This window comes from Streptomyces sp. NPDC021749 (assembly GCF_040640655.1).
Lineage (GTDB): Bacteria > Actinomycetota > Actinomycetes > Streptomycetales > Streptomycetaceae > Streptomyces.
Map to the genome: position 1 here is coordinate 23,549 of NZ_JBFACE010000047.1, position 13,556 is coordinate 37,104.

Below are 13,556 nucleotides of genomic sequence, written 5' to 3' on the forward strand. Positions count from 1 at the left end.
TGGCCCGGAAAGCTTGCGCGCGCCGGAACCTCACCACCTCACCCGCCCACCCCCCGAAGGGGGGTGGGCGGCGGGGAAAAAGAGTGCAGGGGAGAAACGCGGCGGGGAAAGCCGCGGGGAGAAAGAGGCGGGGAGAAAGAGGCCACGCGGACGGTCACGCCGGAGGTCACGCGGAAGGCCACGCCGAAACCACGCGGAAGGTCACGCCGAAAAGCCACGCGGAAGGCCACGCCGAAGGCCAGGCAGAAGGTCGCGCGGAAGGAACATCGCTCACCGGATGCGCATGCGCCCCGGTCTGCCAACTCGCTTGCGGCGTCGACCCATCACCCCTTAGTGTCACCATGACGATTAAGGGGTGATTTTGCATGGGGGACACGAGGCCCGCAGGCCCGGTACCTGGCACGGGCACGGGAACGGGAACGGGCATGCGCACGAGCACCGGCGCGGCGACCGGCGCGATGGTCGGGCTTGCGCTCGGTGATGCGCTGGGTTTTCCGACCGAGTTCAACGACGTACCGGCGATCGAGGCCAAGTGCGGCCCCTGGCGGCAGATGGCGCTGCCCGACCCCGCCTTCGTCACCGACGACACCCAGATGACGCTGGCGCTGGGACGTGGCCTACGGGCGGCGATGGACGCCGGTGAGCTGACGCCGGCACGGCTCGTCGGCCCGGTGCGCACCGAGTACGTCGCCTGGTGGCGCTCGCCCGACAACAACCGCGCACCCGGCAACACCTGCCTGCGCGCCTGTCAGCTGCTCAGCGACCAGGACCGCCACTGGGCCGAGGCGAGCCAGATCGGCTCCAAGGGATGCGGCGCCAACATGCGGGTCGCACCCATCGGGCTCGCCCCGGGGCTGAGCCCGCAGCAGCGCTCCGGCGCCGCCCAGCTCCAGTCCGCGCTCACCCACGGGCATCCGACCGCACTCGCCGCGAGCGATCTCACCGCGTACGCCGTGCGCGCCCTCGCCGACGGCGCGACCCCCGCGGAGCTGCCCGCCCTGCTCCGTACGTACGCGCAGGACCAGCGGGCCGTCTACCGGGAGGACTGGCTCGGGGATCTGTGGCGGCGCAGCCAGGACGCCTCCGCGGCCGCCTTCATCGCCCGCGGCTGGGACGACTGCCTCGGCGTCCTGGACCGGCTGGACGCGGCCCTCGCCGCCCCGGACCGCGAAACCGACCCCTGCCTGGCCACCGGCGCCGGCTGGATCGCCGAGGAGGCACTTGCCACCGGCCTGCTGTGCTTCCTGCTCTTCCCGGCCGAACCGCTCACCGCCCTGCGCCGGGCCGCCTGCACCTCCGGCGACTCCGACTCGATCGCCTGTCTCACCGGTGCGTTCGCCGGAGCCCATCTGGGCGCCGGAGCATGGCCCTCGGACTGGGCCGCCCGCATCGAGTACCGCAGCGAGCTCCTGTCCCTCGCGAACGCGTGGAACTAGCCCACGTACTCGGCTGCGGCGCCGCGCTCGTTGCTCGCCGTTGCGCGCTTCGGGGTGCCGCGTTCGTTGTCGGTCGTCCCGCCGTGGGGCGTGGTCGCCGTGGCTCCCCCACGCCCTTCAGGCAGTGGGGGAGCAACGGCGAGAAACCCCCACGGCGGGACAGCCGAGTGCGTGGGAAGCTCAGCCAAGCGCAGAGAACCGGCGAGCCCGGAACAGGAAGTCCGCCACCCGCGCCCGGTCCGGTTCGGGCGGGAGGGGGGAGCCGGACACCGCCGCGTCGGCCTCCTCGGCCAGGTGGGCCATCCGGCGTTCGACCGCCTCCCAGGCCACCTCGCCCCGCCGGACCGCCAGTAGTTCGGCGCGGTCGTCGCCGACGTCCAGCGTGAGGACGCCCGTACGCAGCAGGTCACGGGCGCTCGCCAGCAGGCGCAGGAGATGCATGGCGTGCTTCCAGCGGGGCGCCCCGTGCCGTCGGAGATCCGCCCGCAGTTGCTTGAGCTGGCCGGTGGCGTAGCCCGTGAAGGTGCGGTGGACCTGGCGGGACAGGAACGCCGCGCGCAGCGACAGCAGCTCGCGGCCGGTGGCGTCGATGCGTTCCACGAAGGGGGAGTGCAGGCACTCCAGGGCGGTGGGGTTGGCCCGCAGTGCCAGGTGGCAGAAGCGTTCCAGCTCCCAGGAGAACTCCTCCTCGCGCGGACCCTCCACATGGGTCGGCGGTTTCTCGAAGCCCCAGAAGAGGCGGGTGGGCGCGAGGTACACCCCGCGCCGGTCGGTGTCACTGCTCTCCGTTGCCAGGCCGAAGGCCCGCGAGCCCATCACGCAGGCGTAGACGGTGTGCTCGGTGACCAGGGCGTGGTCTGCGGCGGCTGCGGACATGGCGGCGATTGTCGCTGGCAGGAGGGGGAATGTCACCAGGTTTGCGACGGGCGGCCGGGCCCGGACCGATGCGTTCCGGCCGGTCCGGCGCGGGGGCCGGGCGGGTGGACGGCCGTCGCGTACGCGATGTCGGTGCGGCTGGTTACGCTGAGCAGTGCGCGCACGGATGCGTGACGCGGCTTGAAGACGCAGGGGAGCAGTGACGTGGCGGTACGAGCGGTCCGCGGGGCCGTCCAGCTGGAGCGGGACGACGCGGAGCACATGCAGGAGCAGGTCGGTGAGCTGCTCACCGCGATCCTGGAGCGCAACGGACTGCTCGCGGACGACCTGATCAGCGTGTGGTTCACGGCCACCCCGGATCTGCGCAGCGACTTCCCGGCCGCCGCCGCGCGTGCCCTCGGCATCACGGACGTCCCGCTCATCTGCGCCCAGGAGCTGGACGTCGACGGCGCCATGGAGCGCGTGGTGCGGGTGCTCGCCCATGTCGAGACCGGGTTGTCGAAGGCCGGGATCGCCCATGTCTACCTCGGCGCCGCCGGGGCGCTGCGAAAGGACATCGCGCAGTGAGGACCGCACTCGTCATCGGAACCGGCCTGATCGGCACCTCGGCCGCCCTCGCCCTCGGCGCGCGCGGCGTGCAGGTCTACCTGGAGGACCACGACCAGGCCCAGGCCCTGACCGCCGCCGCGCTCGGCGCGGGCACCGCCGAGCCGCCCCCGGGGCCGGTCGACCTGGCCGTGGTGGCCGTGCCGCCGGCCCATGTCGCATCGGCGCTCGCCGACGCCATACGGCGCCAGGTGGCCCGCGGGTACATCGACGTGGCCAGCGTCAAGGGCGGCCCGCGCCGTGAGCTGGAGGCGATGGGCTGCGACCTGAGCGCCTATCTGGGTACGCACCCGATGGCGGGCAAGGAGCGTTCCGGCCCGCTGGCCGCCACCGCCGACCTCTTCGAGGGCCGCCCCTGGGTGCTCACCCCGGCCCCCGGCGGCGACACCGAGGTGCTCAACCTCGCCCTGGAGCTGGTCGCGCTCTGCCGGGCCGTCCCGGTCGTGATGGACGCGGACGCCCATGACCGTGCCGTCGCCCTGGTCTCGCACACTCCCCAGCTGCTCTCCAGCATGGTCGCCGCCCGGCTCAAGGGCGCCGACGAGACCGCCGTCCGGCTCTGCGGCCAGGGCATCCGGGACGTGACCCGGATCGCGGCCTCCGACCCGGCGATGTGGATCGACATCCTCTCCGCCAACCCCGGTCCGGTCGCGGACGTGCTCGCCGAGATCGCCGCCGACCTGGACGAGACCGTCCGGTCCCTGCGCGCCCTGGAGTCCGCCGACGAGGAGAAGCGCGGCGGCGGCGCCAGCGGCATCGAGGACGTCCTGCGGCGCGGCAACGCCGGCCGCGAGCGGGTCCCCGGCAAGCACGGTGCCGCCCCGGCCGCGTACGAGATCGTCGCCGTGTACATCGGCGACCAGCCCGGCGAGCTGGCCCGGATCTTCGCCGACGCCGGCCGTGTCGGGGTCAACATCGAGGACGTCCGCATCGAGCACGCCACCGGTCAGCAGGCCGGTTTCATCCAGCTGATGGTCGAGCCGAAGGCGGTTCCGGTGCTGACCGCGGAGCTGCGGGAGCGGGGCTGGTCCATCCGGCAGTGACGCCCCGGTCCGCCCGGCCGGGACGCGGTGGACGGCGCCGTCCGGGTGAGCCAGTAACCTTGGTCGAGGCCCTCTCGGCCCTTGGACCCCGCCCCGTGTACCAGAAAGGTGTTCGTCACCGTGGAAACCGCCGCCCGGACCGCCCCGGCTGCAGTGATTGTCGCCATCGACGGCCCCGCTGGCACGGGCAAGTCCAGCACGTCCAAGGCCGTCGCCGCCAAGCTGGGCCTCGGCTACCTCGACACCGGCGCCCAGTACCGCGCGATCACGTGGTGGATGCTGAACAACGGCATCGATGTGAACGACGCCACGGCGGTGGCCGACGCCGCCGTCAAGCCCGTGATCGTCTCCGGTACGGACCCGGCCGCCCCGACCATCACGGTCGACGGCCTGGACGCCGCGGGCCCGATCCGCACCCAGGAGGTCACCGCCGCGGTCAGCGCCGTCAGCGCGGTGCCCGAGGTGCGGGCCCTGATCACCGACCTGCAGCGCTCCATCGCCGCCGCGGCCCCGAACGGCATCGTCGTCGAGGGCCGGGACATCGGCATCACGGTCCTGCCGGACGCCGACCTCAAGGTCTTCCTCACCGCCTCGCCCGAGGCGCGGGCGGCCCGCCGCAGCGGCGAGCTCAAGGGCAAGGAGGCCGCGGACCTGGCCGCCACCCGCGAGGCGCTGATCAAGCGGGACGCCGCCGACTCCTCCCGTAAGACCTCGCCGCTGGCCAAGGCGGACGACGCGGTCGAGGTGGACACCACCGAGCTCACCCTCGACCAGGTCATCGAGTGTGTGGTCACCCTCATCGAGGGCGCCAGCGCCGAAAAGGCGGGACTCGCCCGGTGACCGACAGGGGGGCACCGAGCGCCACCGGCGCCGGGCCCGGGCAGGTCTCCGGAGTTCCGAGCGCCACCGGTGCCGCGGTCGGGCGGCGGATCGGCATCGGGCTGATGTACGGCCTGTGGCGGCCGCGGGTGCTGGGTGCCTGGCGGGTGCCGTCCACCGGCCCGGTGATCCTCGCCGTCAACCACTCGCACGGCATCGACGGCCCGATGCTGATGGGCACCGCGCCGCGGCCGGTGCACTTCCTGATCAAGAAGGAAGCCTTCGTCGGCCCGCTGGACCCGTTCCTGCGGGGCATCGGGCAGCTGAAGGTGGACCGCAGCACCGCCGACCGCAAGGCGATCACCGACGCGCTCGCGGTGCTGGAGCACGGCGGGGTGCTGGGAATCTTCCCGGAGGGCACCCGCGGCGCGGGCGACTTCGCGTCCCTGCGGGCGGGCCTGGCGTACTTCGCGGTGCGCTCCGGCGCCCTTGTCGTGCCGGTGGCGGTGCTCGGCGGCGCGGACCGCCGCAGCCGGCTGACACCGTCCGTGCCGCCGCTGCGCAGCCGCGTCGACGTCGTCTTCGGCGACGCCTTCGAAGCGGGCGACGGCAGCGGCCGGCGCACCCGTAAGGCGCTCGACGAGGCGACCGTACGGATCCAGGAGCGGCTGACCGCCCACCTGGCAGCGGCCAGGCGCCTGACCGGGCGCTGACCGAAACTTGAGTAGTGGGCCGCGGACGAGCGGTCCACCGATCACGATGATGAACGAGGAACGGACTTCATGAACGACCAGATCCCCACCGGCGACGAGCACGGTGCGCTTGGCGACGCCGAGTACGCGGAGTTCATGGAGCTCGCCGCGCAGGAGGGCTTCGACCTTGAGGAGGTCGAGGGCGACATCGCCGCGGCCGGCCACGGCCCGCTGCCCGTCCTCGCCGTCATCGGCCGTCCCAATGTCGGTAAGTCGACGCTGGTGAACCGCATCATCGGCCGCCGCGAGGCGGTCGTCGAGGACAAGCCGGGCGTCACCCGCGACCGGGTCACCTACGAGGCGGACTGGAACGGCCGCCGCTTCAAGGTCGTCGACACCGGCGGCTGGGAGCAGGACGTGCTCGGCATCGACGCGTCCGTGGCGATGCAGGCCGAGTTCGCCATCGAGGCCGCCGACGCGGTGGTCTTCGTCGTCGACGCCAAGGTCGGCGCGACCGACACCGACGAGGCCGTCGTCAAGCTGCTGCGCCGCGCCGGCAAGCCGGTCGTGCTGGTCGCCAACAAGGTCGACGGCCCGTCCGGCGAGGCCGACGCGGCCATGCTGTGGTCGCTGGGCCTCGGCGAGCCGTACCCGGTCTCCGCGCTGCACGGCCGGGGCACCGGCGACATGCTCGACGCGGCGCTGGAGGCGCTGCCCGAGGCGCCCGCGCAGACCTTCGGCCAGACCGTCGGCGGGCCGCGCCGGGTCGCGCTGATCGGCCGTCCGAACGTCGGCAAGTCGTCGCTGCTGAACAAGGTCGCCGGCGAGGAGCGGGTGGTCGTCAACGAACTGGCCGGCACCACCCGCGACCCGGTCGACGAGCTGATCCAACTGGGCGGCAAGACCTGGAAGTTCGTGGACACCGCGGGTATCCGCCGCCGGGTGCACCTCCAGGAGGGCGCGGACTACTACGCCTCGCTGCGGACCGCAGCGGCCGTGGAGAAGGCCGAGGTCGCGGTCGTCCTGATCGACGCGGGGGAGTCCATCAGCGTCCAGGACCAGCGGATCATCACGATGGCCGTGGAGGCCGGCCGGGCCCTGGTCATCGCCTACAACAAGTGGGACACCCTCGACGAGGAGCGGCGCTTCTACCTGGAGCGGGAGATCGAGCGGGACCTCGTCCAGGTCCCGTGGGCGATGCGGGTGAACGTCTCCGCGCGCACCGGCCGCCACATGGAGAAGCTGGTCCCGGCCATCGAGACCGCGCTGGCCGGCTGGGAGACCCGTATCCCCACCGGCCGGCTGAACGCCTTCCTCGGCGAGATCGTCGCCTCCCACCCGCACCCGATCCGCGGCGGCAAGCAGCCCCGCATCCTCTTCGGCACCCAGGCCGGCACCAAGCCCCCCCGCTTCGTCCTCTTCGCCTCCGGCTTCCTGGAGGCCGGCTACCGCCGCTTCATCGAGCGTCGCCTGCGCGAGGAGTTCGGCTTCGAGGGCACTCCGATCCACATTTCGGTGCGGGTCCGGGAGAAGCGCAACAGCAAGAAGAAGTAGCGAGAAGCAGCGGCGGCTCGGGGCTCGGGGGAGGTGCGGGCCCGGCTGGCGAAGAAGTAGAAGTAGCTGCCGTTGCGGGGGCGCGAGGTGGCCTCAGGGGTTGTGGGGGCGGGCGTCGCGGGGGCTCGGGGGGAGCGCGGGGAGGTGGCTGCCGGGGTGGTACGGCTGGCGGCCGACGACCTCCCAGTGACCCGTGGACGCCGTCGTACGGGCCCAACTCCCCATGCCGCGCAGCACTTCCGCGGTCTCCGGCTCGTCCGTGCGGTCCCCGGGCAGCGCCCGGAAAGAGCGGCGGTACTCGGCGTACAACGCGTCGTAGATCGGCGTGGCGGAAGCACGGTCGGTCGGGTGCGTCGTCCCGTGTTCCTGCGACGGGCGCATGGCGGGGATCGGGCGGGTGTACGGGGCGCGGGCGGAGGGGTCGTATGCGTGCACGTATGTGCCAACGACCCCGATGGCCGCGGGATGCGGGCTGCGCGCGGAAATGGCTGATCGCGGGCAGAGGACCGGCCGAAACGACGGTCCTCTGCCCGCGATCGTGTGCCGGGCCGGTCAGGTGCCGGCCAGCGGCATGGCCGCGGCGACCAGCTTGCCCTGCGCGGCGGCCCCCTCCAGCGCCTGCCGCATGAGGTCCTCGCGCGGCTGGTGGCCGATGGTGCCCGAGGGCGCGGCGTACATCAGCACGGTCTGGGCCTTGTTGGCCGCGGTGCGCCAGCCGTCCGACACGGCCAGCGGCTGGTGGGCCTGCCACCAGGCGGCCTGGTTGCCGCCGTTGCCCGGCTGCAGCACGGCGTGCAGCTTGCCCATCGCCAGCAGGGCCGACCAGCCCGGGATCATGGCGGGGAGCACGTTCATGTCCGACACCGGCTGGAAGCCCTGCTCCAGGAGCAGCGGCAGGAAGTCGTCGTCCATGCCGGCCGAACCGGGGCGGGCGATCGGGCCGTCCGGTTCGACGACCAGGGCCGGGCGCAGATCGTCCTCGACGAGCACCAGACCGCAGGTGATCCCGAGGGTGGCCTGGCGTTCACTCGTGGGGGCCGGAGCGGGCGGCGCGGTGGCCGCTCCGGTGTTGCGGGGGGCGGCGTCCTCTCCGGTGATGGAGCGCACGGCTCCCTGGAGCTGCTCCTCCGATACCGGGACGACCTGCGAGGGGATGCAGGTGGCATGGGCGAACGCGAGCACCGCGGTCTCCTCGCCCACGAACAGGACGGTGCTGGTGCGCTCCTGCTCGCTGTCTCCGGGGGTCCGGCAGGAGGTGCAGTCGTAGCTGCCGGGGGCGTCGCCACCGGCCAGCAGGCGGTCGGCTTCTTCGTCGCCGATCTCGGCGCGAACGTCGTCGCTGACGTCGAGCATGCGCGGCACGGGTGGCTCCTCGATCTCTGTGCGTCTGCCGGGCGGTCTCCCGGCTCGTACAAGGACAACGGGAGACCCGCGGCAGGGGTCACGCGGCGACGGGAACAGAATCGAACCATTCCCCGCACAGGGGAGATCTGTGAAAAGTCACCCATTGGGCGATCACGTACGGACAAGTTCTGCGCAAAGCCTGGCGCAGTCGGCCGCGTTCCGTACACCGGAGCGGGTGGGAGCGGGCCGTCGCTGGCGCGGCACGCTGGCCGGTCGCGGACGCCTGCCTACCGTCACCGGCTATGTCGGACAACTCTTCGGCCGCACGGCGGGTCGTGGGAACCGTCGGGCCGCTCGCCGCGACGGCCGCCGCCCTCGTCCTCGGCCTGTGCCCACCCGGTGCCGCCGCCGAGGTTCCGTACGACGGCGGAGGCACCGCGCCCGCGCCGGTGCGGTCCCAACACGCCTGCGCCGGTAACGACTGGCCCTGGGCCTGCCTCGCCGAGTGCGAGAGCAGCGGCGACTGGCACATCAACACCGGCAACACCTTCTACGGCGGGCTGCAGTTCTGGCAGCCCACCTGGGAGGCGTTCGGCGGCCTTGCCTTCGCGCGGCGGGCCGACCTCGCGACCCGTAAGGAGCAGATCGCCGTCGCGAAGAAGGTGCAGGCCGCGCAGGGCTGGGGCGCCTGGCCGGTCTGCGCCCGGCGCTACGGGCTGATCGCCGGCGACCGGACCTATGTCGTCCGGCGCGGCGACACGCTGGGCAAGATCGCCCGCAGCCTGCACGTCAAGGGCGGCTGGCGGGCGCTCTACAAGGCCAACCGCAAGGTCCTGGGCGCCCATCCGCACCGGCTGAAGGCCGGCCTCACGCTGCGGATCCCGGACACCGAGGCAACCGCTGCGGCCCCGCGGCCCACCGTGCCCGTCCCGGCGGCACCGACCCGGAGCGAGGACGGTGTGCTGCCACCGGGGACCGTCACGGGCTCCCCGACGGCCGGTCTGGTGCCCCCGGAGACCAAGACCGTGGGTTCCGCGCCGCCCCAAGGGGACGCGACGGGTGGTGCTGGGCCTGGTTCCGCGCCGCCTCAGGAGCCGGTGACGAGTGGTCCGCCGCCGCAGGGGGCGCCGACGGGCGGGCCGCCGCCTCAAGGGGCCCCGCCCGGCGGGGTGGCGCCACCGGGGATCGCGACGGGTGACGGGGCAGTGCCACCGGGGGGCCCGGCGGACGGTTCGGCGCCCGAGCGGATCCCGGCGAGTGCCTCCGCGCCCGTAGCGGCCCAGATGGCGGGTTCGGCGTCCCACGCGCCCCGGACCGCCGGTCCGGCCTCCCGGGCGACCCGCCAGGAGGCCCGGCCCGGCGGCCCCCGCCTCAAGGCACCCAGACGTTCAGGTCGGTCGTGAAGACGCCCGGGTCGCAGGAGTAGGCGGGCCAGTGGCCCTGGCGGCGGCCGGTCTCGCCGGTGGTGCGGCACGCGGTCCGGCCGGCGAGGGAGCCGGAGAACGAGTCGTACCGGGCCCAGCGGCCCGCGGGGGGCGGGGGCGCCGGTGTGCCGTCGTCCTGGTCGGCCGCGCTCGCCGGGCCGGTCACCACGAGGACGCCGACCGCCAGTAACGCCGCGGCCACCGCCGTGCCCCATCGTCCGATCCTCACCGGTACCTCCTCGCGGGCCCGGCACCTCCCCCGGTGCGGGCCGGACCGCCGCGGTTCGGCTGCTCCCCCGTTCGAGCAGACGAAGTGCCCCACCGTGCCCCAGCGCTGGACGCCGGGCGCCACAACGGCCCCGTACAGGGTTCCGGTTGGGCCCGGGAGGCGGCAAGGCGGAGCCCGGGCCGGATCCGGACAGAATCCGGGGGCGGCCGCGGCGGAGAATGACCGACACGCAGACGGCGGAATCAGGCCCTCCGCCGCCGCCACGCCGTAGTGCGCCAACGCACCGGGGCCGGACGGGATTTCCGGGTGCGGGGTTCCGTACCGCCGCTACCGATGGCCTAACTCTTTCGGCACATCTTGGCGAAAGTCCCCAACCCGGAACCAGCTTTTGCGGTCTTGGCGTTCAGAGAAGGGATGCCTTGCGCGGGGGAGGGGTGCGCGCGGCGACCGCGGGGAGAGCGGGACGACCGGAAGACCATGGGGACACAGGGACGATGCACATCTCATTCCTGATTCACAACGCCTACGGCATCGGGGGGACGATCCGTACGACGTGCACGCTGGCGCGTACCCTCGCCGAGCAGCACGACGTCGAGATCGTGTCCGTGCTGCGCCACCGTGACGCTCCGGTCTTCGACCCCGGCCCACGGGTCGCGCTGCGGCACCTCGTCGACCTCAGGGAATCCGGCCCCCACTACGACGGCGCCGACCCGGCGCACGCCCGGCCCGCCAAGGTCTTCCCGGCCGCGGAGCGCCGCTACGACCAGTACAGCGAGCTCACCGACCGGCGGATAGCCCAGCATCTGCGCCGGACGGAGGCCGATGTGGTGGTCGGCACCCGGCCCGGGCTGAACGTGCACCTCGCCCGGCAGACGCGGCGCGGCCCGGTCCGTATCGGCCAGGAACATCTGACCCTCGACACCCACAGCCGGGCGCTCAAACTGGCGCTGCGCGGGGCCTATCCGCGGCTGGACGCGGTCACCACCGTTACGGAGGCCGACGCCTGTGCGTACCGCGGCAGGCTGCGGCTGCCCGGCGTACGCGTCGAGGCGGTGCCCAACGGCGTGCCCGCGCCCGCCCTGCCGCCCGCCGACGGCACCGGGAAGGTCGTCGTCGCGGCCGGCCGGCTCGCCCCCGTCAAGCGCTACGACGTCCTGATCCGGGCCTTCGCCCGGGTCGTCGCCGAGCGCCCGGACTGGCGGCTGCGGATATACGGCGGCGGGGCCGAGAAGGCCGCGCTGCGCTCGCTGATCGACGAACTCGGGCTGTACAACCACGTCTTCCTGATGGGCCCGGCCCATCCGCTGGAGGCCGAGTGGGCCAAGGGGGCGATCGCCGCGGTCTCCTCCAGCATGGAGGCGTTCGGCATGACGATCGTCGAGGCGATGCGGTGCGGACTGCCGGTCGTCGCCACGGACTGCCCGCACGGCCCCGGCGAGATCATCACCGACGGGGTGGACGGCCGGCTGGTGCCGGTCGGCGACCCGGAGGCGCTGGGCGGCGCCCTGCTGACGCTGATCGGTGACGACGCCGCCCGCAAGCGCATGGGCGCCGCCGCCCTCGCCGGGTCCGCCCGCTTCGAACCCGCCCGGATCGCCGCACGCCACGAGGCGCTCTTCGGCGAACTGCTGGCGCGCCGACGCGCCAGTCGGCTGCACGGCGGTCTGCACCGCGCCCGGGGAGCGCTGCTCAGCGGCGCCTACGCCACCAAGGACGCGGTCCGCGCCGCGCTGGGAGGGGTGCGCACGGCATGACCGCGTCGCGCCAGTTGACCAGGACCCGAGACGAGAAGAAGGAGTCGGCCGCCATCGATCAGGAAGCCACCGCCGTGACCGGCGCGGCACCCGACGGACGCGAACGGCGGGCCGGGCGGCACAAGCGGGCTGACGGCACGGCCGCGCCCGCCGAGCTGCGGGCCGACTGCATTGCGGACTCCGCGGGTGGCCTCACCTTCGACCTGACCGCCCCGCAGGGCACCGCGCCCGCCTGGAGCGCGGCGCTGGTGCTGCGGCGGCGCGGCGGCGACGGCGCGGACGACGAGGTCCGGCTGCCGCTCGGCCCGAACGGCGCCGGCCGGCTGCGGGCCGTACTGCCCAGCACCGTCGCGCTCGCCGAGGGCCGCTGGAACGCGTATGCGGACCTCGGCGACGGCGGCGCGCTGCGCCGCCTGCAGCCCGGCCTCAACGACCTGCGGTCGCTGGTGGACCGCCGTCCGCTGGCCGGCATCGGCCGGCTCGGCGTCCGCATCCCGTACGCGACCAAGCTCGGCAACCTCGCGCTGCGCAGCTGGCTGCGCGGACCGCACGCCGAGGCCGGGGACATCCTCGTCACGCCGGACGGCATGACGGTCTCCGGGCGGCTCTACGGTGCCGCCCCGGCCGCCGGCGCCCTGGCCGAGGCGCGTGCCCGGCGCACCGCCGACTCCCCGGAGGGGGCCCCGGCGCCGGTCACCGTCCCGCTGGCCGTCGACGGCCGGGACTTCCGCTTCACCCTGCCCTACGAGGAGCTGGCCGCCCGCTGGGAACGCGGCACCGAGCCCTGGGACCTGTGGCTGCGCCCCGCCGAGGGCGCCCGCCCGGTCCGGATCGCCCGGCTTCTCGACGACGTCGCCGACAAGAAGCAGGTGTTCAGCTACCCGGCGCTGCCCGTGCCCGCCGCCGCGGCGCAGCTCCGCATCGGCCCGTACTACACGCTCGACAACGACCTGGCCGTACGGGTCGCCGGTCCGGACGCGAGCTGAGCCGGGCGCACACCGCTCCGGGGCCGCGGAAGCCCGGTCGGCAGGGGACGCCGGCCGGGCTTCCGCATGCCCGCGTGCATCCGGCCGCGCCCGCGCCCGTCCGTCCCCGACTGCCGCCGCCGCCCGGCCGGGCGGTGTGCGGAAAATGTGTATGGAGTGTGGTGCCTCCGACAAATTCCCGGCGGTCGGGAATGGGTGTCCGGTAAACGGGAATCCGGAGCTGACGCTGGATTATTTTTCGGCCGGTGCCGCCGGCGCCCGGAGCGGTCATGTCCGTTTCGTATCCGATCACGGCGGAATTCCACCGGTTTTATTTTTCCACCCGGTTGCGCCGTCACGCGGCGCGTACGGGTGACGGAAGTTCCGGCAAACGCCACAACCCCGGCTGTGACACAAGTGTGACCAATGACGGACCGGAAAGTCACCGGGGTGTGGGACGGGCGGCCCTTCCACGGGCCCGGTGCGGGCGCCTACGGTGGCTGTCATGAGTGACGTACCCGACTTTCCGACCACCCCCGAGGACGACGTCGAGGCCTATGTCGGCCTGGCACAGCAGGACGCCGAGGAGCGGGCCCGCGGGCGCGGCTGGAGCACCGTCCGCGCGCTGCCGCCCGGCACGGTGATCACCATGGAGTACGTCGTCGGCCGGCTCAACTTCGAGGTCAAGGACGGCGTGGTGCACCGCTGTTGGCCAGGCTGAGCGCCGGCGGCACGACGCACCCGGAACGACGACGAAGGCCCCGGCCGCTCTCCAGGGAGCGGCCGGGGCCTTCACTGCGGGGTGGGGTGTGTG

The 13,556-nt window shown here is 73.6% G+C and carries 14 protein-coding genes; 10 read left to right on the top strand and 4 right to left on the bottom strand.

The window, feature by feature from the left end:
- Window positions 1–425: 425 nt before the first annotated feature.
- On the top strand, window positions 426–1,436 hold the full coding sequence (locus tag AB0G35_RS32045) for an ADP-ribosylglycohydrolase family protein (protein WP_360956711.1): 1,011 nt from the start codon (window positions 426–428) through the stop codon (window positions 1,434–1,436).
- 180 nt (window positions 1,437–1,616) lie between these two features.
- Here AB0G35_RS32045 and AB0G35_RS32050 read toward each other — a convergent pair whose 3' ends face one another.
- Window positions 1,617–2,312, bottom strand: coding sequence for a nucleotidyltransferase domain-containing protein (locus AB0G35_RS32050; RefSeq protein ID WP_360956713.1), 696 nt, complete (start codon window positions 2,310–2,312; stop codon window positions 1,617–1,619).
- A gap of 204 nt (window positions 2,313–2,516) precedes the next feature.
- Between AB0G35_RS32050 and aroH the strand changes: the two genes are divergently transcribed.
- The 5 genes from aroH to der all read left to right on the top strand — a co-directional run bounded on the left by aroH (window position 2,517) and on the right by der (window position 7,026).
- Window positions 2,517–2,879, top strand: coding sequence for a chorismate mutase (gene aroH, locus AB0G35_RS32055; RefSeq protein ID WP_360956715.1), 363 nt, complete (start codon window positions 2,517–2,519; stop codon window positions 2,877–2,879).
- A complete protein-coding gene (locus AB0G35_RS32060) occupies window positions 2,876–3,961 on the top strand; it encodes a prephenate dehydrogenase (RefSeq protein ID WP_360956717.1) in 1,086 nt (361 codons plus the stop codon). Before aroH ends, AB0G35_RS32060 begins: the two co-directional genes overlap by 4 nt.
- Window positions 3,962–4,069: 108 nt before the next feature.
- A complete protein-coding gene (cmk, locus tag AB0G35_RS32065; protein WP_360956719.1) occupies window positions 4,070–4,801 on the top strand; it encodes a (d)CMP kinase in 732 nt (243 codons plus the stop codon).
- A 104-nt stretch (window positions 4,802–4,905) separates the two neighbouring features.
- Entirely contained in the window at window positions 4,906–5,493 is a 588-nt protein-coding gene (locus AB0G35_RS32070) for a lysophospholipid acyltransferase family protein (RefSeq protein WP_360956773.1), read from the top strand.
- A 69-nt stretch (window positions 5,494–5,562) separates the two neighbouring features.
- The gene (gene der / locus AB0G35_RS32075; RefSeq protein ID WP_360956721.1) at window positions 5,563–7,026 is read left to right on the top strand and encodes a ribosome biogenesis GTPase Der; all 1,464 of its coding nucleotides are present in this window, start codon (window positions 5,563–5,565) and stop codon (window positions 7,024–7,026) included.
- A 93-nt stretch (window positions 7,027–7,119) separates the two neighbouring features.
- Here the strand turns inward: der and AB0G35_RS32080 are convergent, their stop codons facing one another.
- On the bottom strand, window positions 7,120–7,407 hold the full coding sequence (locus tag AB0G35_RS32080; RefSeq protein WP_360956723.1) for a hypothetical protein: 288 nt from the start codon (window positions 7,405–7,407) through the stop codon (window positions 7,120–7,122).
- A gap of 171 nt (window positions 7,408–7,578) precedes the next feature.
- The gene (locus tag AB0G35_RS32085; RefSeq protein ID WP_360956725.1) at window positions 7,579–8,388 is read right to left on the bottom strand and encodes a hypothetical protein; all 810 of its coding nucleotides are present in this window, start codon (window positions 8,386–8,388) and stop codon (window positions 7,579–7,581) included.
- 284 nt (window positions 8,389–8,672) lie between these two features.
- Between AB0G35_RS32085 and AB0G35_RS32090 the strand changes: the two genes are divergently transcribed.
- Window positions 8,673–9,773, top strand: a complete 1,101-nt coding sequence (locus AB0G35_RS32090) for a transglycosylase family protein (protein ID WP_360956727.1) — start codon at window positions 8,673–8,675, stop codon at window positions 9,771–9,773.
- Here the strand turns inward: AB0G35_RS32090 and AB0G35_RS32095 are convergent.
- Window positions 9,742–10,023 (bottom strand): hypothetical protein, encoded by a 282-nt coding sequence (locus tag AB0G35_RS32095; RefSeq protein ID WP_360956729.1) that lies wholly within the window; start codon window positions 10,021–10,023, stop codon window positions 9,742–9,744. The genes AB0G35_RS32090 and AB0G35_RS32095 overlap by 32 nt on opposite strands.
- A 494-nt stretch (window positions 10,024–10,517) precedes the next feature.
- Between AB0G35_RS32095 and AB0G35_RS32100 the strand changes: the two genes are divergently transcribed.
- The 3 genes from AB0G35_RS32100 (at window position 10,518) to AB0G35_RS32110 (ending at window position 13,463) form a co-directional block, all read left to right on the top strand.
- Window positions 10,518–11,777 carry a glycosyltransferase family 4 protein gene (locus AB0G35_RS32100; RefSeq protein WP_360956731.1) on the top strand — a complete coding sequence of 420 codons (1,260 nt, stop codon included), beginning with the start codon at window positions 10,518–10,520 and terminating at the stop codon, window positions 11,775–11,777.
- Window positions 11,774–12,763 (top strand): hypothetical protein, encoded by a 990-nt coding sequence (locus AB0G35_RS32105; protein WP_360956733.1) that lies wholly within the window; start codon window positions 11,774–11,776, stop codon window positions 12,761–12,763. The genes AB0G35_RS32100 and AB0G35_RS32105 overlap by 4 nt, the downstream gene beginning before the upstream one ends.
- A gap of 484 nt (window positions 12,764–13,247) precedes the next feature.
- Entirely contained in the window at window positions 13,248–13,463 is a 216-nt protein-coding gene (locus AB0G35_RS32110; protein WP_360956735.1) for an I78 family peptidase inhibitor, read from the top strand.
- Window positions 13,464–13,556 lie beyond the last annotated feature (93 nt).